18 protein-coding genes, 1 tRNA gene and 2 pseudogenes are annotated in these 25,161 nt (G+C 42.0%); 15 read left to right on the forward strand and 6 right to left on the reverse strand.

From position 1 onward, the window contains the following. Window positions 1–133 precede the first annotated feature (133 nt). A pseudogene (locus LC653_RS36625) lies at window positions 134–466 on the forward strand (substrate-binding domain-containing protein); the annotation flags it as partial. Between the two features lie 28 nt (window positions 467–494). On the opposite strand, the gene LC653_RS36630 reads toward LC653_RS36625, so the two are convergent. Next, window positions 495–1,085: a thioredoxin family protein gene (locus LC653_RS36630; RefSeq protein ID WP_229500000.1), complete on the reverse strand. Its 591-nt coding sequence runs from the start codon at window positions 1,083–1,085 to the stop codon at window positions 495–497. 131 nt (window positions 1,086–1,216) lie between these two features. Between LC653_RS36630 and LC653_RS36635 the strand changes: the two genes are divergently transcribed. The 3 genes from LC653_RS36635 to LC653_RS36645 all read left to right on the forward strand — a co-directional run bounded on the left by LC653_RS36635 (window position 1,217) and on the right by LC653_RS36645 (window position 3,744). Further along, window positions 1,217–1,771 (forward strand): hypothetical protein, encoded by a 555-nt coding sequence (locus tag LC653_RS36635; protein WP_229500002.1) that lies wholly within the window; start codon window positions 1,217–1,219, stop codon window positions 1,769–1,771. Between the two features lie 94 nt (window positions 1,772–1,865). Next, on the forward strand, window positions 1,866–2,648 hold the full coding sequence (locus tag LC653_RS36640; RefSeq protein ID WP_229500005.1) for an ABC transporter permease: 783 nt from the start codon (window positions 1,866–1,868) through the stop codon (window positions 2,646–2,648). Window positions 2,649–3,360: 712 nt separating this feature from the next. Then, a complete protein-coding gene (locus LC653_RS36645) occupies window positions 3,361–3,744 on the forward strand; it encodes a hypothetical protein (protein ID WP_229500007.1) in 384 nt (127 codons plus the stop codon). 1,011 nt (window positions 3,745–4,755) lie between these two features. Here LC653_RS36645 and LC653_RS36650 read toward each other — a convergent pair. After that, window positions 4,756–4,829 (reverse strand) — tRNA-Pro (locus LC653_RS36650). Between the two features lie 136 nt (window positions 4,830–4,965). On the opposite strand from LC653_RS36650, the gene lipA reads away from it, so the two are divergent. The 4 genes from lipA to LC653_RS36670 all read left to right on the forward strand — a co-directional run bounded on the left by lipA (window position 4,966) and on the right by LC653_RS36670 (window position 10,054). Next, window positions 4,966–5,850: a lipoyl synthase gene (gene lipA / locus LC653_RS36655; RefSeq protein WP_229500008.1), complete on the forward strand. Its 885-nt coding sequence runs from the start codon at window positions 4,966–4,968 to the stop codon at window positions 5,848–5,850. 24 nt (window positions 5,851–5,874) lie between these two features. Next, window positions 5,875–6,807 (forward strand): NAD(P)H-dependent glycerol-3-phosphate dehydrogenase, encoded by a 933-nt coding sequence (locus LC653_RS36660; RefSeq protein ID WP_229500040.1) that lies wholly within the window; start codon window positions 5,875–5,877, stop codon window positions 6,805–6,807. Window positions 6,808–7,846: 1,039 nt separating this feature from the next. Then, on the forward strand, window positions 7,847–9,097 hold the full coding sequence (gene sigC / locus LC653_RS36665) for an RNA polymerase sigma factor SigC (RefSeq protein WP_229500010.1): 1,251 nt from the start codon (window positions 7,847–7,849) through the stop codon (window positions 9,095–9,097). 501 nt (window positions 9,098–9,598) lie between these two features. Further along, window positions 9,599–10,054, forward strand: a complete 456-nt coding sequence (locus tag LC653_RS36670) for a Fur family transcriptional regulator (protein WP_012407750.1) — start codon at window positions 9,599–9,601, stop codon at window positions 10,052–10,054. A 130-nt stretch (window positions 10,055–10,184) separates the two neighbouring features. On the opposite strand, the gene LC653_RS36675 is transcribed toward LC653_RS36670, so the two are convergent. After that, a complete protein-coding gene (locus tag LC653_RS36675) occupies window positions 10,185–11,333 on the reverse strand; it encodes a peptidoglycan-binding domain-containing protein (protein ID WP_229500013.1) in 1,149 nt (382 codons plus the stop codon). A gap of 9 nt (window positions 11,334–11,342) precedes the next feature. Next, on the reverse strand, window positions 11,343–15,704 hold the full coding sequence (gene cobN / locus LC653_RS36680) for a cobaltochelatase subunit CobN (protein ID WP_229500016.1): 4,362 nt from the start codon (window positions 15,702–15,704) through the stop codon (window positions 11,343–11,345). A 94-nt stretch (window positions 15,705–15,798) separates the two neighbouring features. On the opposite strand from cobN, the gene LC653_RS36685 reads away from it, so the two are divergent. Next, window positions 15,799–17,823, forward strand: a complete 2,025-nt coding sequence (locus tag LC653_RS36685) for a GAF domain-containing sensor histidine kinase (protein ID WP_229500019.1) — start codon at window positions 15,799–15,801, stop codon at window positions 17,821–17,823. Window positions 17,824–18,230: 407 nt separating this feature from the next. Here LC653_RS36685 and LC653_RS36690 read toward each other — a convergent pair whose 3' ends face one another. Continuing rightward, window positions 18,231–19,064 carry an ATP-grasp domain-containing protein gene (locus LC653_RS36690; RefSeq protein ID WP_229500020.1) on the reverse strand — a complete coding sequence of 278 codons (834 nt, stop codon included), beginning with the start codon at window positions 19,062–19,064 and terminating at the stop codon, window positions 18,231–18,233. A 46-nt stretch (window positions 19,065–19,110) separates the two neighbouring features. Further along, window positions 19,111–20,016, reverse strand: a complete 906-nt coding sequence (locus LC653_RS36695) for a hypothetical protein (RefSeq protein WP_229500023.1) — start codon at window positions 20,014–20,016, stop codon at window positions 19,111–19,113. A 135-nt stretch (window positions 20,017–20,151) separates the two neighbouring features. Here LC653_RS36695 and LC653_RS36700 point away from each other — a divergent pair, with 135 nt between their 5' ends. The 6 genes and pseudogenes from LC653_RS36700 to LC653_RS36725 all read left to right on the forward strand — a co-directional run bounded on the left by LC653_RS36700 (window position 20,152) and on the right by LC653_RS36725 (window position 24,692). Further along, window positions 20,152–21,066, forward strand: coding sequence for a metallophosphoesterase family protein (locus tag LC653_RS36700; protein ID WP_229500026.1), 915 nt, complete (start codon window positions 20,152–20,154; stop codon window positions 21,064–21,066). A gap of 40 nt (window positions 21,067–21,106) precedes the next feature. Then, a pseudogene (locus LC653_RS36705) lies at window positions 21,107–21,787 on the forward strand (AAA family ATPase); the annotation flags it as partial. Further along, a complete protein-coding gene (locus LC653_RS46025; RefSeq protein ID WP_229500031.1) occupies window positions 21,784–22,140 on the forward strand; it encodes a retron system putative HNH endonuclease in 357 nt (118 codons plus the stop codon). The pseudogene LC653_RS36705 and the gene LC653_RS46025, both read left to right, overlap by 4 nt. Before the next feature lie 154 nt (window positions 22,141–22,294). Beyond that, window positions 22,295–22,594 (forward strand): HNH endonuclease family protein, encoded by a 300-nt coding sequence (locus LC653_RS36715; RefSeq protein WP_229500032.1) that lies wholly within the window; start codon window positions 22,295–22,297, stop codon window positions 22,592–22,594. Window positions 22,595–22,979: 385 nt separating this feature from the next. Continuing rightward, the gene (locus LC653_RS36720) at window positions 22,980–24,332 is read left to right on the forward strand and encodes an MATE family efflux transporter (RefSeq protein ID WP_229500034.1); all 1,353 of its coding nucleotides are present in this window, start codon (window positions 22,980–22,982) and stop codon (window positions 24,330–24,332) included. Between the two features lie 66 nt (window positions 24,333–24,398). Beyond that, window positions 24,399–24,692: an antibiotic biosynthesis monooxygenase family protein gene (locus LC653_RS36725; protein ID WP_229500037.1), complete on the forward strand. Its 294-nt coding sequence runs from the start codon at window positions 24,399–24,401 to the stop codon at window positions 24,690–24,692. The last annotated feature ends 469 nt before the right edge of the window (window positions 24,693–25,161 follow it).

Raw genomic sequence — 25,161 nt, forward strand, 5'->3', positions numbered from 1 at the left:
GGCGGCTACCTAGAACATCGAAGCAAAACACCAATTGGTATCCAGGTACTGTGGCGAGGTTGGTTAAAATTACACGACCTCTGTGAAGGTTGGCAGCTTGCAAAACAGACTTAACGGGAAAAGTCAGCAACAGGAGCAAGTGCCATTCCATGCTGTCCAAGGCTTTGACTGTATTGTTCAAAGCCACCAAGATGTTGCCCAAGCAGTAGCATTGGGGGCTGCCGATGCAGGTATCAGTACGGCATCTGTAGCTACTGCCTTTGGGCTACGATTTATTCCTCTGCATCAATCACGATATGACTTAGTGATTCTCAAAGAATATCTGGAAGAAGCGCCAGTACAGCAGTTGCTCAGTAGTTTAGGACATCGGCTGGTTCACTTGCAATTTGAAGTTCTCGGCGGCTATGACACAAGCAAAATCGGGGAAGTTGTAGCGACCAGTCCTCTCTGGGGATTAGGTAGTTGACGTTCTCCTGCCCCATGCCTCCAAAGTGCTAATTTACCACTTGGCTGCCATGACTGCGAGGGTCATCTTGATTAGCAGTTGGTGCTACTGGGGTTGAGAATTTGGAAACTTTGCCGCTAGCTTGAGCATAAGGGAGAGACGAACCAGTAACTAAAGCTTCTAAGTTGCTAGCCATAATCGTCCGGGGTTGATCACCGATCGCTTGGGCGATAGTTTCCCCTTGCTGACTCAAAAATACAAAATGGGGAATCCCATCTACCCGATATTTCAACATCTCTGGTAGCCACTTGGTATTATCCACATTCAGCATCACAAAATTCATCTTGTCAGCATACTCTGTTTCCAGTTGAGTGATATCTGGTGCCATTTTCTGGCAGACAGTACACCAATCAGCATAAAACTCTACTAGAGATGGTTTGCCGTTGCTGATTGCTACATCTAACGGTGTGGACGTATCACTTAACTTGGCTAGAGTTGCCGAGGTTGTTTCAGTTCGCAAGCCCAAGACGAGGGCAACGCTAAGAGCGATCGCTACCATTACAATTAAAAAGTTTCTCAAACGCTTCCCTAAGTTGGATTCAGACTTATCGGGAGAATTAACAGGTGAATCAGTACTCATAACAAAATTATTAAAACTTATTAAACAATTTCTTCTTCAGTTTAGCTGACTCCAGCGGCTCTTAAATACGTAATTTAATCTTCAAAATGGGTATTACAAATAAATACTTTAGATGAAATAGGTTTTAAAGGATGATTTTAAGCTTCAAAAATACCAGTGCTGTGTGTGCCGTATTTTTATTAGTCAGCGTTAGCAGCTTTCACATGTCAGCCATAGCCACTGTAAATAAACAGTCTCAATTGATAGCACAGCAGAGTAAAACGCCGTCACACCCAGTTTTTAAATCTATTTTGCCCAAATTAAAGCAAAAGACTCAGATTCGTATTCTCTTGCCGAAGTTTATTCCTGAGTCGGATGGGGAAAATCCAATTTACGCGATTATAGAAGCTGCTACGCAAAAAAAATACGAAATTTTACTGGGTTTTACTCCCGACTGTAGTGGTGGAACTGCCTGTCGTTTGGGCGTTGTTTATGCTGAAGCCGTAACCCGCAAAACACCCCGCCTGACTGGTAAACCTGTATCCTTAGCTAAGGGCATCACTGGGTATTTTGTGGATTTTACTTGTGGTGCTAATTGCTCAGATGCTACCTTGACTTGGAGACAGCAGGGTGTGCAATATGTTGTTGGTATAAAAGCAGGCGAACGCACTTCTTTGGTAAAAATGGCTAATTCTGCGATTAACTAATTCTGTACGTCAGTAATATTAAATTTACGTAAAGTTATTGTGTAATCTTTAGAAATCTAGTGACAGATGATACATTTTGGGTTAAAGGTGCAAGATGCAAAGATATTTGAAAGTACTAAGACTATTTTGGAGTGCTGCGATCGCAGCTGAGTTAGAGTATCGGATTAACTTTTTCATAGCTACCCTCAGCAGCTTGGGAAATCTCGCGGGTAGCCTCTTTGGATTATTCTTATTTTACCGGACTGGTTATACTTTTAGTGGCTGGTCATGGGAAGCAGCTTTAGTAGTTCTAGGAATTTTTACCTTACTACAAGGATTTTCTGCTACTTTTCTGGCGTCGAACTTGAATCGCATTGTCCGCCATGTCCAAGAAGGCACTTTAGACTTTATATTATTAAAACCTATCCGCAGTCAGTTTTGGCTTTCCACCCATACCCTTTCACCTTGGGGACTGCCAGATATAATTTTTGGTAGTATTATTATTGGCTACGCAGGTAAACGCCTCGGTGTAGGGATAGACGATTATCTACTTGGTGTGCTGCCGTTATTGTTCAGCTTGGTGATTCTGTACAGCCTGTGGTTTATGCTGGGAGCGATGAGTATATGGTTCGTCAAAATATACAACGTTACCGAAGTCTTACGTGGTTTGTTGGAAGCTGGACGATATCCCATCGCCGCATATCCTACTCCTTACCGCTTTTTCTTCACCTTTGTGATGCCAGTAGCGTTTTTAACTACTGTACCAGCCCAAGCGCTACTGGGCCGGAGTGAAATTAGCTGGTTGATAGGTGCGGCAATATTAGCAGTAGCGTTGTTTTTCGCTTCCACTTGGTTTTGGCGATTTGCGTTGAGGTTTTATACCAGTGCTTCGAGTTAGAGAGAAGCGTAGACAAGGCAGTATCTTGCTCAATGTTGGAGCAACATAAAGTTAACATCTAATGTCGAATAACTAATTATTGTCGTTTATATAAAATAGCTATAAGTCTTACAGAATAAAGTATATAGCTTTTTTACATGGGATGCGACATTTACCCGATTGTTGGAAATCAACAGGATTATTTTTCTGTCACAGCTACGAAAGAATATTGTAATAATCAATATTTAAAGTCAGATATGAAATAATCTTACACAGAGGCGCAGAGAAAAACGATAATTGCTTTGGCAGGCTGCTGGATTCTCGCCAGAATTAGTTAAAGCAGCGTGTAAAATTTCTCAAAATACTCTCATCAAATAAAATTAAAAACCCTATTTTCGCATTAGTGCGCGGAGGCCGATTTTGCTTATATAGAAGCGATTTCCAGCCGCATATATTATTATTATTTTTAGAGATTTATTAAATAGTTTTAAGGTGCTTGACAAAATTATTATAGTTTGGCACAATCCTCAATAATAATACAAAATTCAGAATTCAGAATTCAGAATCAATTAGTAGAGGATTCAAAACGTCACTTTCTACTAAGGCACCAAATTTTTATTTTGGTGGGGGGCTTAAACCCGTTTATTTATCCACCAGTTACAACAGAATTCAATTCTGAGTTCTGGCTACTGAATTATGTTTTATTAAGTGAAGTATTTTTTGGAACCCCCTAATGCTGAAAACAACTTCTCAAACAGAAAAAGATTCTTTTTCTATTAGATTTGATGACCTTGATGACGGTTCATTATCTGAATTAAGCTCCGACGAAGCCTCTGAAATTACTGGAGGTTTTCAAGTTATCAATGATTCAGGTGAGACGAGAGCTTTTTATAATTTTGGAGCGTCCGTACTGGCAGAACGCCAAGTTTTACAACCTGGAGAAATTGGTGATTATGATGGAGAATATATTTTATATAATTCTTCAAGAAGGGCATTTCAACCAAGATTATCACGGAAACTTGCTTCAGATGACTTCGTAAGTTTTCGTCGGCAGGGAAATAATACAATAGTTCTTGATACTACTGGAAATGTCACTCTTCGTGCCACCGCGTCATGAGGGTCTGAATTCTAGAATTGGCGTAGGTTGGGGAGCCACTGCGCCCTTGCGGTTTCACGACTTGTACCCCTGCGGGGAAGCAAGCTACGCGTAGCGTTTCCCCTTCTTTCAACAGCTATTTCATTCTTTTTTTAGGATAGTTTTTACGAATCTTTTGTGAAAAACAATAATTTAGCAACTAACCTAACCCTGAAAAATGCCCATTTTGTAAGTAAGAATTAACCCGTAATCATAAAATGTGGCATTTTAGAATGGAATAGCCTTGATTTTTTAGTAAAATACTTCCAATCATTCGTTAATATTTAGCCTAATTTTAACTAGTTCCGTGGGTTTAAGTCCCCCGGTTCAAAAATCACGCAAGTTTTGTGTAGGGGTTAAATCCCCATTACAAAACAAAATTTACGAACTTGTACTGAGCGTAGCCGAAGTATTACGAATTACGAATTACGAATTACGAATTATTTAATATGAGCCGCAACACTTAACTTGAAGTTTTGTTTAAAACAACAGCCCACTTGTAGTAATTGGAGGTGGGCTGTTTTTATGGTTGTGTCGCAAAAACGCAATTAGATTTGGGAGCATCCCAAATGTGTAAAAACATATTTTGTCATTGCGAGCGTAATGAAATGAAGCGTTCGCGAAGCGTCTCTTAGAGTTGCAATCGCAACATCTAGACTTTGTGATTGCTTCATTCTGCTTCGCTTCATTCGCAATGACAATCTATCATCTTGGTAAATTTGCTTGCATTGGGATGCTCCCATTAGATTTTTTACTCTCATGGTAAATATCTATACATCAGTCTGTACAAGGGTTGGGGGTTACTCCTTATAGTGGCGACTTGATGCTGATTTTTTTGAACCAGCCCCAAAAAAGACAGTCGGCGACATTAATTTGTTAACGGTTGCAAGAGCAACTTTGATCACATTCATTTGTTAACAGTGATATTAATTCGTTAATCACAACATTAATTTGTTAACGACGACAAATAATGAGTTATTCGACAACAGCAAATCGGGATGACTGGATTCGAACCAGCGGCCCCTTCGTCCCGAACGAAGTGCGCTACCAAGCTGCGCCACATCCCGGCATAAAAATGCCATTGTAAATTAAGAATATCATAACCCGTGCCAAATGACAGAATTACATCTATATATGATCACTTCATCCAAGGCTTTGCTTGCTAGGATTAAATTTGTATAACTCTAGTGGTAAAAGCGGATTGTGACTGTAAAACCAGACTGGTTGCGGGTAAAAGCACCTGGGCGTGAGCGCATCGGTAACGTTAAAGACATTTTGCGGGATTTAGCCCTCAATACAGTTTGCGAGGAAGCGTCCTGTCCTAATATTGGTGAATGCTTCAATGCCGGTACTGCCACGTTTTTGATTATGGGCCCGGCTTGTACACGCGCTTGTCCCTACTGCGATATTGATTTTGAGAAAAAACCCAAACCACTAGACCCCACGGAACCTGCACGACTAGCAGAAGCTGTTCGCCGCATGAAACTTAACCATGTTGTGATCACTTCTGTAAACCGAGATGATCTGGCAGATGGTGGTGCGTCTCAGTTTATAGCGTGTATTAATGCGGTTCGCACTGTTTCACCCAACACCACAATTGAGGTACTAATTCCTGACTTGTGCGGTAATTGGAATGCTCTAGAGTTGATTCTACAAGCTGCGCCAGAGGTATTAAACCACAATACGGAAACTGTTCCACGCCTGTATCGCCGGGTGCGTCCCCAAGGAAACTACGATCACACTTTAGAATTATTGCACCGCACTCGCCAACTTCTCAAGAGCACATATACTAAATCTGGTATCATGGTTGGACTCGGTGAAACTGATGTGGAAATTCGCCAGGTCATGCAAGACTTGCGAACTGTAGATTGCGACATTTTGACAATTGGGCAATACCTCCAACCCAGTCAAAAACACTTGCAAGTAAATGAATTTATTAATCCAGAACAATTTGCTGCCTGGAAGGCATTCGGCGAAGAAATCGGATTTTTACAAGTTGTTTCTTCACCATTGACAAGAAGCTCATACCATGCAGAACAAGTCAGGGAATTAATGAAACGTTATCCCCGCTCAAAAGTTAGGAGTTAGGAATTAGGAGTTATGAGTGAGCAGATGTACTCCAACTCAAAACTTTCCGTTGCAATTCTTGGTGCAGGTGCTTGGGGTGCATCTCTGGCAAATCTCGCCGCAGCAAATGGTCATCAGGTGCGCGTCTGGTCGCGTCAAGGTTCCCAAATCCAAGCAGTTTTAAAAGATGTCCAAATAGTTCTATCCGCCATCTCAATGATTGGTGTGAGGGATGTTGCTTCCCAAGTCCAGTCTTTCCCCCTTTTTCCAGAGACAATTTTTGTCACAGCGACGAAAGGCTTAGACCCCCAAACTACCTGCACGCCGTCACAAATTTGGCAAACAGTATTCCCTAACCATGCAGTGGTTGTTTTGTCTGGGCCTAATTTATCAAAAGAAATTCAAATGGAATTACCAGCAGCCACGGTGGTAGCCAGTAATATTCCCACTGCTGCAGAAGTAGTGCAGTTAGTATTTTCTTCTCATCGTTTCCGGGTATATACCAATCCCGATCCCTTAGGCGTGGAATTGGGGGGAACACTGAAAAATGTGATTGCGATCGCAGCCGGTGTGTGCGATGGTTTACAACTGGGAACCAATGCCAAAGCTGCTTTAGTCACCCGTGGACTTACAGAAATGGTTCGCATCGGCAACAACTGGGGTGCGAAGACAGAAACATTTTATGGTTTATCAGGTTTAGGAGATTTGTTAGCAACCTGCAATAGTCCCTTAAGTCGCAATTACCAAGTCGGCTATCAGCTAGCTGGTGGTAAGTCACTTACAGAAACTCTCGCAAATTTGCAAGGAACTGCTGAAGGAGTGAACACTTGCCGGGTTTTGATGCAACGAGCCAAGCAACAAAACATAGCAGTCCCAATTACTGAGCAAGTTTATCGGTTACTTCAGGGTGAAGTCACACCCCGACAAGCGCTTGATGAACTGATGCTGCGAGATATCAAGCCAGAGTACAACCATTAGAGCATCGATTCAACAATCAAAAACCTAACCCTCCCCAGCCCCCAAATTTTGCAGGTTTGGGGGAGAGGTTCTTTTAAGATTACTGAATTAGTGTTCTAGTTAGGGACTTCCAGTAAAAAAACATCCCATCCCTGCGGGACGCTTTGCGAACGTAGGGTAGCACAGCTGTGATACGTGTCAACTTAATGTAAAACTCAAGTCCCGCAAGGAACTGAACTTCCTTGCTTAATAGAAAAAGTCATTAGCAGATGACTAAATGTATCCAAAAATCTTTAGTCTACTTCAGTAGACTTTAGCTAAAAGCCAAAGAACTTTAGTTCCAGGCGGGTGAGTCAAGCCGAAAGTTTTGCTATTTCTAGGCTTTTGTTGACACCAACGCACAGATGTGAACCCCTACTTTTAATTTGAATCCTCCAAAAAATAAATCTCTTGTGAGGTGGGCAACATGAGCGCCCTACTTGTGCAAATTAAATGCGCGACAGCTTATGTCAAGTTGAAATTGACGGGTTAGCACGACACCGAGAGAGTATTTAATAACTTCCCCGCGTTTTCTATCTCCGTGTCGAGAGAATTTTTGCCGTTAATACTAATCACTTCCCCAATATCGATTAGTTCTACTTATACCTGAATAATCCTGAGAAAAAATTGGTAAATCGTCAGGATATTACTTTTGTAGCCATGTAAATGTGACTATGCCAATTATAAAGATGACATTCACTGAAGGATGTTTATACCGTGTTATAAAAGTTACTATTAAAAACCATCAAGGTTGAAATGTTAACTAAGTAGTTGAAATATTGAAAACCTAGCTGCCGATTTGAATAGCTATTGGTTTAATCAAAAGTTTAGCAGCCGATTAAGTTCAGTAATGCTGTATCCAATAAAACCCTTACAGTTAATTTCTAAAAAAAATTGTAATGGAACGTTCAACCATGTTAGTTCATCGTAAATCACGGGAACAATAGCAACAGTTGAATAGCTGACCGTAATCTAAGCTGACCGAAATCTATTGTTACCTGGAGCCATTGAGACGATCTTTATGCCAGCAACATCTTTTTATGCAGATGCCCCCTACAATACCAAAAAGTCCCGCCAGGCTTTGGACTCGGATCTCACGGTTGATGACAGTGAGTTATCGGTAGATGATTTACAGGAGCTAGAGATGGCTTCTGCTGACAATGCTAACTTTGCTGCTAACACTAACCGTCGGAGTACAGACCTAGTACGTCTATATCTTCAGGAAATTGGTCGGGTTCGCTTGTTAGGGCGGGATGAAGAGGTTTCAGAAGCTCAAAAAGTCCAGCGCTACTTGCGGATGCGGATAGTGCTTGCTAATGCCGCAAAGCAAGGAGATGAAGTAATTTCGCCCTATCAGAGGTTAATTGAAGTTCAAGAACGCCTGACCTCCGAACTAGGACATCGCCCGTCTTTGGAAAGATGGGCTGCCACTGCTGGCATAATGGTATCGGATCTCAGACCGACTTTGGCAGAAGGCAAACGTCGTTGGGCTGAAATTGCCAAGTTGACAGTAGAAGAATTGGAGCAAGTTCAGTCCCAAGGACTTCAAGCAAAAGAACACATGATTAAGGCTAATCTTCGCCTAGTTGTGTCTGTTGCTAAGAAGTATCAAAATCGCGGTTTGGAATTGTTGGATTTAGTCCAAGAAGGTACACTTGGTTTGGAGCGGGCTGTAGAAAAATTTGACCCCACTAAGGGTTATCGCTTCAGTACTTATGCTTACTGGTGGATTCGTCAGGGAATTACACGGGCGATCGCTACTTCTAGTCGCACCATCCGCCTCCCTGTCCATATTACCGAAAAGTTAAACAAAATCAAAAAGGCTCAACGCAAAATTGCTCAAGAAAAAGGTCGCACTCCTACTCTAGAAGATTTAGCAACTGAGTTAGAGATGACACCGACCCAAGTACGAGAAGTTTTGTTGCGGGTTCCTCGCTCTGTTTCTTTGGAAACCAAAGTAGGTAAAGATAAAGACACTGAGTTAGGCGAATTACTCGAAACTGACAGTGTAACTCCAGAAGAGATGTTAATGCGAGAATCTTTACAAAGAGATTTGCATCATCTTCTGTCAGATTTGACTAGCCGGGAGCGCGATGTAATTCTGATGCGGTTTGGTTTGGCAGATGGTCATCCTTATTCTTTAGCAGAAATTGGCCGCGCTCTCGATTTATCACGGGAACGAGTCAGACAAATAGAATCCAAGGCTTTGCAAAAGCTACGTCAACCCAAGCGTCGCAACCTCATCCGCGACTATTTGGAGTCTCTAAGTTAGTCATTTGTCATTTGTCATTTGTCATTTGTCATTTGTCATTTGTCATTTGTCATTAGAAAACTACCCTTGACAAATGACTACGCACAAATGCCTTTAGTCATTTGTCATTAGAAAACTACACTTGACAAATGACTACGGACAAATGGCTGATTTTATCCCATATTTAAAGCTTTTTAGAGGCTTGTAGCAAATTATTTGCATTTAATTGTACAAGAGTTTCCTCAGACCTTTGCTTAGATATCTTGAAGGTGGGGATTAACTCAGCAATTCAAAATTAACTTATGCAAAATTCAAAGTCAAGGGATGCAATCGTTACAAGTATCCTAACTATTAGCTGTATGCAAATTAAATGCACTACAGCTTATTAGTTGAATTTTGATCAAGATTTGATGAATTGTTCTTAAATATTTAGCATATATTCTCAATAGGCAATGATTGTTGCAAATTGCTCCCAAGATTTGTTATATTCTCAATTAACGAGCTTTGTTGAGAAATATTAGTATGACTGTCTACACAACTACTTCACTCAAGGCAGAACTGAACGAACGAGGCTGGCGATTAACTCCCCAGCGCGAAACAATTTTACACATTTTTCAAGAACTCCCGCAAGGTGAACATCTGAGTGCGGAGGATCTTTATCATCGGCTAGAAACTGATGGTGAAGGGATCAGTCTGTCAACTATTTATCGGACTTTGAAGTTGATGGCAAGAATGGGAATTTTACGGGAACTAGAACTGGGCGAGGGACATAAGCATTATGAAATCAACCAGCCCTATCCCCATCATCACCATCACCTAATTTGTGTTAGATGCAACTCAACTATTGAGTTTAAAAATGACTCAATTTTAAAAATTGGGTCGAAAACCGCTCAAAAAGAAGGTTTTCACCTGCTTGACTGTCAAATGACCATCCATGCAGTGTGTCCCAAGTGCCAACGGGCACTGATGCCGCTTTAGCACTTGGGTAGATAAAAAACAAAACTACTCAAATTAACCAAATAAATGGAATTTTGAGCAGTTCGTAATTTGCTGTTACTGGAGGCAAGCAACCAGTTGGGGACTGATACTAACAACGCCAAAGCGGATGTTAAAAGCGTCCGCTCTTAAGATCCTTGAGACTGATGCCGTAGAATTCTTGGGCTTGTTTAATTGCTTTTTTGGTGTCAGCGGCCATCACACCGTTCAGCTTGCCTTTATAAAAACCCCGCTCCCGTAGTCGCGTTTGGATTTCTAAGGTATTAAATTCGCTTTTGCTAGCAGTATTAACTGAGCTATATAACTTAGCTCGCGTAGTTGGGCCAGCAACGCCACTTGCTGCCAAGTAATTAGCTGCCTGGAATCTCCTTACAGCATCGGCAGTGTAGGGGCCATAGTAACCATTTGGCTCTCCCTCTAAATATCCTGCCTGGATCAATTGTTCTTGAAGTACTCTAACTGGCTCACCGCGATCGCCTATGCGGAATTTATCTCGATTGACTACCTTTTGATTTTTGGGAGCCTCTTGTCCATCACCGATGCCAATTCCCGGCAATTTAGCTAATGTTGCTGGGCCAACAACTCCATCAACGCTTAATTTGTAAGCATCTTGGAACCGCTTGACAGATTCTTCGGTAATTGGGCCAAATATTCCTGTGGCGTTCCCGTAATAAAAGCCTGCAACTCTTAAGCGTTCTTGTAAAGCTCTGACATCTTCACCTTCATCCCCCTTAGCAAGGTAGTTAGGATTGCGGCGTTGGTTAGTTGCTGAACTAGCTGAACTAGTAGTGCTGGGCTTTTTAGCTTGTGCGCTTCTTACAGCAGTCGTTTTTTTAGTTTGTGTAGCCCTAGTTGTCGGCTTTTTCGCTTGCCAACTTTCTAATTTTTGCAGGGTGCTTGCTCCAACAATGCCGTCCACTGGTAAACCAGCGGCCTTTTGGAAGCGCCGCACAGCTTCTTGTGTGGATGCGTCATATACTTGGGTAACAGAAGCTTGGTAAAAACCTGCTGTTTTCAACTTTTGTTGTAGATTTCTGACAGAAGGGCCTTGATCGCCTTTTTCCAGTGCCATGACGCTGCTAAGGGCGCCAAGAATAGACAAGGACAGAGCAAGGGGCAACATATACTTCCAAGCCCTACTAGAAAGCCGTTTCCAGTCTGGTGCAGCTGCTTTGTTAAACAAAGAACTGAGGGAGACCAATTCACTGGGTGTGCTGTCTTCGTAGGCGAAAGCTAGGTGCAAATACGCAAGATTTTCCATATTTGTTTCCTACACCATTGATTTTTCTTCGATCACTGCTTCAGCTTGATGTACTAGGTTCCTCAAAGCTTCTAATGTTCCTATGTTTACATCCTCCCACAAATTGCGCTTGTGTGCTTCTAATAATTTTTCAGCTATATCACGCAGTGCATAAGGGTTCTTTTCCTGAATAAATTCCGAGACTACTGGATCGAGCAAGTAAGCTTCTACTATGCCTTGATACATATAATCTTCGACACATTTAGCTGTTGCATCATAGGCGAATAAAAAATCTACTGTCGCGGCCATTTCAAAGGCTCCTTTGTATCCGTGGCGCATGACTCCCGCAATCCACTTGGGATTAACTACGCGAGAACGATACACCCGTGCTATTTCTTCTTTCAGTTGGCGGAGTCGTGGTTTAGCGGGTATGGAATTATCACCAAAATAAGTTTGGGGATTTTTTCCCTGTAGAGAACGCACTGCCGCTGTTAAGCCACCCTGAAATTGGTAATAATCATCAGAATCTAGTAGGTCGTGTTCACGGTTGTCTTGATTATGCAGGACAACTTGCATTTGGGATAAGCGTTGCTTGAAGGCTTCGGGGGAGGGGAGTGGGGAGTGGGGAGTGGGGAGTGGGGAGTTAGGAGTTAGGAGTGAGGAGTTAGGAGTTAGGAGTGAGGAGTTAGGAGTGGGGAGTGGGGATTGGGGACTGGAGATTTTATTCTCCCCTGCTTCCCCTGCTTCTGCTCCTGAAGAGTAGGCGTAAGAACTCCAGTTTATGTAGGCGCGAGCTAAATCTTCGTCATCTGTCCAGTTTTGCGATTCGATTAAACCTTGGAGTCCTGCGCCGTAAGCACCTGGGCGAGAACCAAAGATGCGATAGCGCGATCGCACCACTGCTTCTTCTAAAGTTAATCCTTGGCTTGTCCACAAATCAGTTTCTTGGCGAACTGCATCCGCTAGGGGATTTTGTTCTGGTGGTTCATCCAAGTCTGCTACTGCTGATACTGCTTGAGCGAATAAATCAATTAAGTTGGGAAAAGCATCCCGGAAGAATCCAGAAATTCGCAAGGTGACATCTACACGGGGACGCCCCAAAATCGCTAGGGGCAAAATTTCAAAATCCACTACTCGCCGCGCTGCACCATCCCAGACAGGTTGGACTCCGAGTAAAGCCAAGGCTTCGGCTATATCATCACCGCCTGTTCTCATGGTGGCTGTTCCCCACAGTGATAAACCTAGTGTTTTTGGATACTCACCATGTTCTTGTGTGTAATATTCAACGAGGGTTTCAGCAGCTTTTCTACCGATATCCCAGGCTGTTTCTGTGGGAATGGCGCGAATATCGACAGAATAAAAGTTTCTCCCTGTTGGTAGAACTTCTGGGCGGCCACGCGTGGGTGCGCCAGATGGAGCGCTGGGGACGTAACCGCCATCGAGTCCGTGTAACAAGTGGGTGATTTCTTGGTGGGTTTGTTGTAAAGCTGGAAGCAGGCGATCGCGTATCCAGGTAGAGACGCGATGAATCGCGTCTGTGCTGGGGGGGGAGACGCGATGAATCGCGTCTGTACAAGATTCCTGATTTCTAAATTCTGAATTCTGAATTCTGAATTCTGAGTCCTGATTTATTAGTTGTTCTACTAAGAGGGCGGCGTGTTCTTCTAGGACTTCGACAATATCACCAAGGGTACGGCATTCTGTGCCATTGACTATTGAGTATTCACCACTAGGCATTGACAAATCGGCTGTGAGGGGGTCGAAATCTAGTCTCCAATCTTGAGCTATGGCACGGGTAATACCTGAAGAATGGCGATTGGGTATGCGAGCGATCGCTACTATTAAATCTCGTAGCTGCCTTCCTTGGGGACATTGCCCAAAAATATGCAACCCATCGCGGATTTGGGCTTCTTTCAATTCACAAAGATAACCACCGATGGAATTCAAAACTAGAGATTCCGAATTAAAAATTTCTGTTTCATTTTGGATTCCTAAATCTAGATGGAGATTTTCTTTGATCACCAGTTCGCGGATGTGATCGCGAATCACTGGCAAACGAGAAGGATCTAAACTGTCCGCTTCATAATACTCATCAATTAAATTTTCTAACTGTTGCAAAGAACCGTAGAGTTCTGCACGAGTCATGGGGGGCGTTAGGTGATCTATAATCACCGCTTGAGCGCGACGTTTGGCTTGGGAACCTTCACCAGGGTCATTCACAATAAATGGGTACAGGTGGGGAAGTGCGCCGAAAGCCACTTCTGGATAACAATTGCTGGATAAAGCCACACTTTTACCCGGTAGCCATTCTAGATTTCCGTGTTTTCCCACATGAACTACAGCATCAGCACCAAAAGTTTCTCTTACCCAATAGTAGAAAGCTAAATAAGCATGAGTTGGTTCTAAATCCGGCGCATGATAATTCAAACTGGGGTCATTATCATAACCCCTTGCTGGCTGAATTCCCACAAAAACGTTGCCGAGTTGAATTCCGGGAACGGGGATAGAGGCAGAGGGGCAGGGTGCAGGGGGCAGAGGTGAAAACTCTTCTCCTTTGCTCTTTGCTCCCTGCTCCCTTGCTTCTTCCCCCACTCCCCACTCCCCACTCCCCACTCCCCACCTTTCACTAATACCTTGCTGAACTGCTGGCGGCAATGAAGCGAAATATTCTTGATACTCTTCCCAAGAAACACTTTGGTGTACCGGAAGCCATTCTTGACCTTCTGGATCATTGGTTACGCCATCTGTCAGCCGTTGAATCAACTCATCTCCTTGAGCAGGTGGATTTTCTACTTCATACCCAGCTAGATGTAAAGCTTGCAGTATTTCTACACAACTCGCTGGAGTGTCGAGTCCCACACCATTGGCAAGGCGGCCATTCCGGTTGGGGTAGTTTGCCAGAATGAGGGCAATTCGCCGTTCTTGGGGGGGTTTGGAACGTAGACGCGCCCAATTTGCTGCTAGTTTAGCAACGAACTCGATGCGATCGCTGACTGGTTCATAAATTACCACATCTGTCTCTAGATGGGGATTACGAGTTTGTACGGCTTTAAAAGACACAGCACGAGTAATAATCCGCCCATCTACTTCTGGTAGCGCCACATTCATGCCAATATCGCGGGGAGAAAGCCCTTGAAACTGTGACTCCCACTGCTCAATTGATCCGCCACTGAGGATCACCTGCAACACAGGCACATCTAATTTTTCCCATAGTTCAGTTTGGGGTGTTTCGCTTTCCAAGCGTGCTAGAGAAAAACTGGTGGTATTCAGCAGCACAGCTATTGATTCGGCTTCTTTGGGTTGAAAAAATTCACTCAACTCAACTTGCACATCAGGTTCACGCAATGAAGAAACAAACACTGGTACTGGTTGTAAATTTTTCTGTGCCAAAGCTTCGCATAAAGCATCAATGACCTTAGTATTTCCTGCTAAATAATGGGCACGGTAGAAAAGGATGCCAATTTTGGGGATTGGGGATTGGGGATTGGGGATTGGGGATTGAGAAATTTGAGATTCTGAGGTGGATGAATGAGTATCTGAGGTGGATGAATGAGTATCTGAGGTGGATGAATGAGTATCTGAGGTGGATGAATGAGTATCTGAGGTGGATGAATGAGTATCTGAGGTGGATGAATGAGTATCTGAAGTGGATGAATGAGTATCTGAAGTGGATGAATGAGTATCTGAGGTGGATGAATGAGTATCTGAAGTGGATGAACGGAGTTCTGAGGTGGATGAATGAGGTTCTGAGGTGGATGAATCTAGTTGTAACTCTCCCCTTCCCCAGTCCCCAGTCCCCAGTCCCCAATCCCCAGTCCCTATTTCCCACTCCCCACTCCCCATTCCCCATTCATACAATCCCACACGCGGAATCGGCCGGGGTAACGGCGGATTGTATGCAGTTGACAAGCAAATGTCAGAGATAAATTGCAGAGCATTAACGAAATTTTCTACGCCGCCTTCGCTAAAATACTGCCATACCTGGTTAACAATACCCAAAGGCACAGTAGACTGGGAAATTAAATCGGGATCAAAAGCGTCATCCCCTGGCATTACAATGAGGGTTCTACCATTACGTTGCACAATTTCTTGCACTACTTCTAAGCCATAACTCCAGTAGGAACGTCCTCCTAACAGACGCAAAATAATTACTTGGGCAAGTTCCAAAACTTGCTCTCCATAAGTATCTATGCTTAACTGTTGCTGTAATTGCAACAGGTTGGCTACTCTTAATGCAGGAAAGCTTGTAGGTAATTTTGTCACCGCAGCTGCCAAGGTTTGAATGTCGGTATCAGCAGCCGTAATCAACACGAAAGGCGCTGGAGTTTGTTCTAAAAAAATTAAACCTTCTGACTGATTCCATCCACCCGATGTGCTACTTGTACGATGCATAATCCTGTATTGCCGTCTTAAACTATTGGTTATTGCACAATCAAAACAAACTTTTTCCCTGCATTCAGCCCCTTCTTACCAATAATGATTTAAAATGCTTAGTTCTCCTGATTTGAGCTTTTCTCGAACCTTGCCTATTGTTGTATTTAATCAGCTTGGGGAATTGTTGGAACAGATGGCTCAAACGGTGGGAAGTGCCGCTCTGATACTGACAGAAGCTGTGTTGATACGGATTTGCATACCTGTGGAATGGCAAAGGCAAAGGTTTACGTTGGTGGTTTCTGAGCAGTTTAGTGCGCTTCTGGTAGGAAACTTAGCGCAGGGGGAGGAAGGGGAGCAGGGAATTGACTCGGCACTCAATGCTAGTTTGACATTTAATTTAGAGGCGATCGCAACATTTGTCTACGAGTTGAGAGACTTGTTCGAGTGCGATTCCTCCACTCACCAAAATCTCGAAGGCTATCGCCAAATTATTCGCCCCAATGATGCCACGCTCCAAAGTCAATTCTCGCTGTTGTTATTAGAATATCTCTTAACTCAGCCAAGCCAAGAAATAATAGCATCTCTAAGCTCAACTGCGCCGACAGTTTATATCTGTCAACCAGTGGAAGATGCTTTAAAAAAACAGATTTCCCAAGAGCGGCTATTGAATCAGGTAACAACGCAGATCCGCAAAAGCCTGGATTTGCCAGTGATTATGGCAACAGCAATTACACAAGTGCGTGAGTTTCTGGAATTAGACAGATTAGTAATCTATAAATTTGCAGGTTCCAAAGTCAAGGCTCAATACCAGTCTGACAGTATTCCTCTCAGTGGAACGGCACCGGTAACAGACATGGAACTATCGGTTGGGGAACCTGCCAAAATCCCTTTTTCTATACATGAGAGCAACGGTAAACACTCGCCTTCTGTGTCAGCCAATAATCAACCATTACTAGAAGACTGCCAAAACTATGGAGGTTATATTGTCTATGAAGTCCGGGCTACAGATGCTATTACATCGGTGTTGAATTACACAGAAAAAAATTGCTTTATCCGAACCTCTCAATGTTGGGAAAAGTATCGCCAAGGCTTTACCTTAGCTGTGGATGATGTTGAAAAAACTTATGTTTTAGAAGAGTGTTTGTTAAATTTTTTGAGGGAAAGCCAGGTTCGGGCGAAGTTGGTTGCACCGATTATATTTGAGGACAAATTGTGGGGATTGCTGATTGCTCATCAGTGCGATAAACCCCACCAGTGGAATGATAGCGAAAAAAACTTGCTGATTGCGATCGCAGAACAATTAGCGATCGCAATTCACCAAGCTGAGTTAATGCAAACGCTCACCCAAGAAAAACAAACTCTCGAACAACGAGTTATTGAACGCACAATGGCTCTGCGCGATGCCCTCCTGGCCGCCGAAGCTGCTAGCCGCCTCAGAAGTGAGTTTCTCGCTACTATCAGTCACGAATTGCTCACGCCTTTAACTTATGTTATTGGGATGTCATCTACATTGTTACGTTGGCCTTTGGGTGAATTGAGTCAACGACAACGGGGTTATCTGCAAACAATCCACGACAGTGGAGAACATTTACTAGAAATGATTAATGACATCCTCGATTTATCGCAAATCGAGGCTGGTAAGGCAGCTTTAAATATTTCGGAATTTTCTTTGGTGAATGTTGCCGAAAATGCTGTAGAATCACTACGAGAAAAAGCAATCAGTGAACAAATTAATCTCAACCTTGATTTGCAAATCGATCCTAAGCGCGATCGCTTTACCGCCGATGCCGAACGAGTAGAACAAATTCTCTGGAATCTGTTAACTAATGCGATTAAATTTACCCCCGAAAGTGGTAGCGTTACCTTACGTCTTTGGGTGGAAGATGATACTGCTATTTTTCAAGTGGAAGACACCGGGATTGGTATTCATGAAGAACAATTATCATTACTTTTTAAGAAATTTCAGCAACTTGATACACCCTATCGCCGCCGCTACGAAGGCACTGGACTTGGACTCGCTTTAACGAAACAACTCGTAGAACTCCATCGGGGTCGAATTGAAGTAGAATCAACTGTAAGTATTGGCTCAATTTTTACTGTATGGATACCAACTCAGGCTATGAGAGTGATGAGTTAGAAGTCATTCAATTTTAGATTTTAGACTTCGGCTACGCTCAGTCGAACGATTTGGGATTTTGGATTGAAAGAAAAATCTAAAATTGGCAGAGTTAGGACAATACTGTGTAGGTTTTGCGTTCGCCCTTGGCGTTCCCGTTCGCGTAGCGTCTTTGCAGGAGAAGGGTCAATACGGTTCGGTTAAGGTTTTTTGATGAAAATTTTAGATCGCAAAGATGCGATAAATCATCACAAAGACGCGATAAATCGCCGTTTTTACCAAAGATTCATCGCGTCTCTTGTCTTAACCGAACCGTATTGGGAGAAGGGTAACCCAACATTTTACGGGGTTTGTTGGGTTTCGTTCCTCAACCCAACCTACGAATATTCAAAACCTACGCAGTATTGAGAGTTAGGATATTGAACTTTTTATTTTGAGGCTAGACTAATTAGCATTTTTTCAAAAATTTTCAACACATGTTCTTTTCCATTGTCTCTAGTAAAAATGCTAAAACTTGGCTGAGAGTTGATTTCAATTAACCAATATTGGTTATCTCTGTCTAATACAATATCTAAACCACCATAATCAAGGTCTAACTCTTCAAAAACTGGTTTAGCAAAATTAGCAATATCTGACAATATTTGTGGATCGTTGATATAGTTTGCTTTTGCACCATTCCAGTGCAGAGGGCTGAGGTTCCCCGCAAACTCTGCATTACTTATATCTTTTTCATAGAGCAAAACTAATTCTTTATTTAAGAAAACCGCTCTATATTCAGATTTTATGTGAATAAATTCTTGAGCAAGAGCGACATAATCATACTTTTTAAAATTGACATTAAAAATTTCTTTTAAAGCATTTTCAATTTCATCTATATTTTGACATAAAAAAACGTTATGTCCCGTCGCTCCAGAATTCCTTTTAACAATCACTGGTATTTCAAAATTTTCTTTGATTCCTAATACGATATCTTGAATAGTTGGAAATTTTAAGTAAATTTTATACTTGATGTCACAAAAAGGTGAAAGAAAACCTAATGTCCGAGGAAGTTTAACTTTTTTATTTAAAGCATGGTAAGTGTATTCCTTGTCTTTTATAAGGTGTGATACTGCTTGATTAATCAACGGAGTGCTATAGTTACAAAAATAATGGTGTTTATTATTGACTTTTATTTTGATTAAGTTTTCAGCCGGATGAATAATTTCATAGCTGATGTTTAAGTTTTTACAAGCTTGCAATACTAGCGAAACGTTGTCTAACATAAATACTTAAATTTAAACGTCTAAATTACGAATTACGAATTACGAATTACGAATTATTCTCACTTGCTATTTGCCGTTTAAAAATTACTATCTCAGTACCAACAACTGGGTTACGCGCTATCAGCGTATTTTGAGAGTCGATAATTTCTAAATGGGTAAAATCCAGTTCTTGAGAGCGTCGTAATATTTCAGCAGCTAGTTTGTCCTGCTGAGATTCCTTGAGAGTGTACCAATCATCACTAATTTTGACCGTAAGATTGCTACTGCGGAAGTTGGCTTGAATTGACTTTATCAGACCAGAGGCAATGCGATCGCTAATTTCAGCTACCTGATTTTCAATAGCCGCAATCAAGGCTTGTTCTGGTGTCAATTCTATCGCTGGTGCTGGCGTTGCCGTGGGAATTGGTTCGGGTTCCGCTTTCGCTTCCGGCGTTGGTGGTGGCGGAGTTTGTACTTCTGGCGGCGGCGTAATTTCCTCTGGTGGCAGTGGCGGCTGTGGTTCGGGTGCAACTGACTCCGGGGGAGTAGTTATCGTTGGTGTCGGTGTTGGTGCAGGAACCTCTTCAACGGGTGGAACTGTTGCGATTTCAGTAGGTTTACCAGTAAAGACACTCGTAGTTGTCCAAAGGATAATTACAGCAATTCCAGTAACAATTCCCGTCAAAGCGGTATCTGATAACGAGGTTGACAAATTTGATGGTAAAAACAAGCGGATTGTCCTTAACAGTCCACCCCACCACAACTGAAACTGCTGGAAAAAGCCAGGTTTTTCCTCAGTACCCGGTGGGGGTGCTGTCTCCAGTTTCTCCACCGTTACTTCTAAAACCCCAATCGTCCCTTGGAGAAGTTGGATAATTTTAGCCTTCCAAAATGGCTGAACTCTCTGGTAAGGTTTTTCGGGAGGTTGAGTTACTTGCTTATCCGTCGGTTTTGACTGATTGTCTTGTGACATGGAACTTTCACCAAAAGCAGCGAATTAAAGACAAACAACGTACATTATTACTGGTGCTGCCTTCTTTTGCCTTAATGTATCACTTCATTGCACATTACTTCAGCTAAACTGACTATTTATTAAATTTGGTGAATTATGAACCTGAAACGCCGTCAATTTTTATTTTTAAGTAGCCTCAGCGCCATTGGTACAGGATTTTTAAGCTGGATGTTAGCTGATAAAAATCATCAAACTGCTGATATTACCGATTCAACAACAGCTATAGCCGCCAACCCAGCCAAAAAAGACTTGTTATTACGTTTTGTGTCTGTGGCTGATACAGGGACTGGCGCTAAAGGACAGTATGCTGTGGCTGGAGCAATGAATGCATATCATAAACAAAATCCTTATGATTTAGTAGTTTTAGCTGGAGACAACATTTACAACAACGGCGAAATCGAGAAAATTAGTGCAGTTTTTGAGCGTCCTTATCAATCTTTACTAAAACTTGGTGTGAAATTTCAGGCTTGTTTAGGTAATCACGATATTCGTACTGCCAATGGTGATCCACAAGTCAAGTATGCTGGCTTTAATATGAAGGGACGTTACTATACATTTAAACGTAATCAGGTACAATTTTTCGCTTTAGATACTAACAGTAATGCTGATTGGAAAAACCAGCTAACTTGGTTAGAAAAAGAATTAAGTATTAGTAAAGCTCCTTGGAAAGTTGTATTTGGTCATCATCCAATTTATTCATCTGGTCAGTATGGGAGTAATCCAGATTTTATTAAAACTTTCACTCCCCTATTTCAAAAATACGGCGTTCAACTTTACATCAATGGTCACGAACACAATTATGAACGCACTCGTGCTATTGATGGTACAACTTATTTAATTTGTGGCGCAGGTGCTGGCAATCGTCCTGTAGGCCGTTCTGAGTGGACAAAGTATTCTACGAGTGATTTAAGTTTTGCCTCTTATGAGGTGTATAAAGATAGAATAGAAGTAAGTGCGATCGCTACTGATAATCGTGTTTTTGATAAAGGTATTATTCAGTTAAAATTTTGAATGGTTTAGAAATCGAGAAGATTTAGAAAATGAGAGGCGAAGAGATAACATTGATTATCGAGACAAACAATTAGAAGCAGTAAGACAAGCTATCTCTTCATTGATACCGGAATTCTTAAACTTGCGAGTTGAGCGTTCACCCCTACGAATGACTGTCAAAAAACAAGGTGAAGAACTCATAGTTAATCAGCTATCTGATGGGGAGAAATGCTTGCTGGCAATGGTGGGAGATTTAGCAAGACGATTAGCGATCGCTAACCCAAGTTTACCAGATCCACTCCAAGGTAGTGGTGTTGTTTTAATTGATGAAATTGAACTCCACTTACACCCCAAATGGCAACGGGAAATTATTCCAGCTTTGACAAGAATATTCCCCAATTGCCAATTTATTGTCACCACCCATTCGCCTCAAGTAATTAGCCAAGTCAAGCCGGAAGGAATTTATATTCTAGAAAAAACAGACGAAGGTGTTGTTGCGAAAAGACCAGAAAGTTCCTTTGGGAGAGACAGCAATCGAATACTAGAAGACCTCATGGGTGTTCCCGCACGTCCACAAGAAATTAAAGATCGTTTACATGAGTTATTTAGACTCATTGATGAAGGGAATCTTGATGGTGCTAGGCAATTATCTCAGGAAATTTCTGACATTATTGGACAAGATGAGCCGGAATCAGTAAAAGCAAGTGTGTCTATTCGACGCAAAGAGATTTTGAAGCGGTGAAATATATCAAAAAAAGTCAGGAGCCAGAAAGTTTTACCGTTTGGAAAAACCTAGCAAATGAAGATTGGCAACCAAGTTGGGACAACTTCAGCAAACCACAAAAAACCGATGTACATGATTCCTTGTTGCAACAAGGTTTTATCTGTTGCTATTGTGGAAGGCGTATTACCAAGGATATTAGCCATATTGAACATCTAAAACCTAGATATCCTTATACTGAGCTAACGCTGGAATACACAAATATGCTGGCTTCATGCCAAAGAGAAAGAGAGCGTAAAGAACCTCTGCACTGTGGGAACAAGAAAGATCATTGGTACGATGAAGCTCTCAGGGCTATTTCGTTCTATGCATAAACCGCCCAGAACTAAAGTTCAGGGCTAATAGCTAAAGTCCGTTAAAACGGACTAGAACCTTTTCTCAGTCATCTTTAGATGACTTTTGCTATTAGACTCAGAATTCATTCTGAGGCGGGCTTTTCGGAGAATGAAATAGCCCTGTGAAGCTCTTATGGTTTCACCCATAAATGCGAATTGTGAGGAGTTCTTTAACTACACTGATGATGGGCACATCCTGGCGACAAATAATTCAAAAAAGCAATTACCTGCTGAAACAACAATTGATAAACTCGGACTCAATATTGATAAGCTGAAAGATTTACGTGCAAAAGCTCTTGAGCTAATATTGGAAATCATCAACACAATCACAGAGGCAGAGAGACAAGACTTAATTCTAGGTTTCAGTGAAACTGATTATAAAGGATATTATGAAGAGTTTTGTGATGCGATTATTTATTTCCTAAAAAATTAGTTTTAATGGCGTAGCCTGTTGTAGACATTGGATTCACTTTATACTAATGAGGTGTATAAAGATAGAATAGAAGTAAGTGCGATCGCTACTGATAATCGCATTTTTGATAAAGGCATTATTCAATTAAAATCAGCTTAGTTATTATGACTATAGTTGAGCAAGTAAAACATTACGTTGAGAACTAAAATAAACCAAACAATAAAACACTGTCGCGTTAATTATTAGCTGGTGACAATTCATCTCCCGTTAATCTTTCCTCCGTAAGACTGTAACGCGAATCCTCTTACTCCATTAAGATAGATTGAAGTTCACAGGAGCAGCATCTTCTGAACATGGGTTTAGATTTTGGAAAAACCCTTTGTTCTTCACATCGGGTTATAAGCGTATGTTTTCTGAAGTTAAAAAATGTCTCGTGTTAGCCGTACCTTTGGCAGCAGCACAACTGGCTCAATCTGCAACTGGTTTTGTGGATACGGTAATGATGGGCTGGTTGGGAAGTCAGACTATTGCATCTGGAGGTTTGGGAGCTGTTATCTTTAGTTTTTGTCTGTTGATAGCTACTGGTATTGTTTCTGCTGTCAGTCCGTTAGCTGCCCAAGCATACGGGGCCGGAAATAGAGAAAAAGTTGGCACAATTGTCCGCCTGGGACTAGGGATATCTTTGGTACTAGGAATACCAATTACATTGCTGCTTTACAGTGGAGGTGCTTTACTACTTCTACTAGGGCAGGATGCTAACACAGTAGCACTAGCAGAGATTTATTTAAAGGCGATCGCACTGGGTTTTATTCCTGCTTTAGGCTTTGGAGTACTTAAAAGCTTTCTTTCTGCTCTATTGCAACCACAATTAATAATCGTGACTGTGGTTTTGGGTACTCTGCTCGACATTACAGCTAACTATGTGCTGATGTTTGGCAAACTGGGATTTCCGGCGCTGGGTTTAGCTGGTATCGGTTGGGCAAGCACACTCTCACTTTGGAGTACGTTTGTTACTTTGACAGTTTATATATGTAATCAGCCTCGCTTTGCAGTTTACGGTATTTTTCGACCTTTATCTAGAAAAGCTTTTTCCCTAGAGCATCGCCGGATTATTGGCGAGATTTTTCACGTTGGATTGCCCATTGGGGGGCTGATTGCAGTCGAAGCGGGACTGTTCACCGTTGTTACTTTCATAATAGGAAAATTAGGAACAAACGCTCTTGCTGCCCATCAAATTGCTTTACAAACAATTGCGATGTCATTCCAGCTTGCACTAGGCATTTCTCTAGCGACAACAGTACGTGTTGGGCAGTTAGTTGGACAGAATGACCTGCTTGCTACTCGTCTGGCTGGATACGTAGGCATTGCCATTGCAGCTCTATCTATGGGTGTGGTAGGTATTACATTTTGGTTAATGCCAAAGTCGATTATTTCTCTTTATATTGACATTAACGATCCAAACAATGCAGATGTGGTTGTCCTCGCAGTGAAATTGCTGGGAGTGGCAGCGATTTTTCAAATAGTTGACGGTGTGCAAGTTACTGCCGGGGCTGCATTACGCGGACTAAAAGACACTCGAATTCCTATGTTAATTGGTATTTTTGCTTATTGGTGTATTGGTTTATTCACTGGTTATACTTTCGGAATCTGGTCGGGCTATGGAGCTATTGGTCTTTGGTGGGGACTGGCTATTGGTTTAGGAATCGCTGCAATAATCATGACTTGGCGGTTTAGCAAGAAAACAACTAACTACGGGTAATGGATAGCCTAAAAGAAGAAGTTGTACATTGCGTTAAAATTAGCTTAATTCTCACCGCAAAACTTTATGATTCTTGAGGCAGTGATGCTTCATGTTAAACCTGGTTTGGAATCAGATTTTGAAGCTGCTTTCAAAAAAGCTTCTAAAATTATTTCCTCAATGGACGGATATTTATCCCATGAATTGCATAGATGTGTAGAAGTCCAAGGTAAATATTTATTACTTGTCAGATGGGAAACTTTAGAATCTCATACTGTGGGATTTAAAAGTTCTGCTGAGTATCAAGAGTGGAAAAAACTTCTGCATCATTTTTATGAGCCATTTCCCACGGTTGAACACTTTGAAGAAATTAAAATATGAAAAACAAGAATCCCGACTTCTTTGAAAAATCGGGGTTCTGCAATTATAGGACTTAGGCATTGACAAGAAATAGCAAACATGGAGCAAGGTTAAAAAGCATATCTTTTGTAAGGGCACAGAAAAAGCTCATACGTGTCAACTTAACGTAAAAGCTATGTCCCGCAAGGAACTTCAGTTCCTTGCTAATAGCGAAAGTCATCTGAAGATGACTAAATATAGCCAAAAATCTTTAGTCTACTTCAGTAGACTTTAGCTAAAAGCCAAAGAACTTTAGTTCGAGGCGGGTGAGTCATACCATTTCACTTTAATAATGATACAAATACGCTGGTAAGGGCATGGCATTGCCCATTGGTGTCAACTTAAGCTCAAATGCATGATGCACAGGCGTTTTACCCCCCTTAATCCCCCCTTAGAAAGGGGGGAAAAAGAAATGCAGTTCCCTCCCCTTGACAAGGGGAGGGTTAGGGTG

The sequence above is a fragment of the Nostoc mirabile CHAB5784 genome (assembly GCF_020829645.1).
GTDB lineage: Bacteria > Cyanobacteriota > Cyanobacteriia > Cyanobacteriales > Nostocaceae > Nostoc > Nostoc mirabile.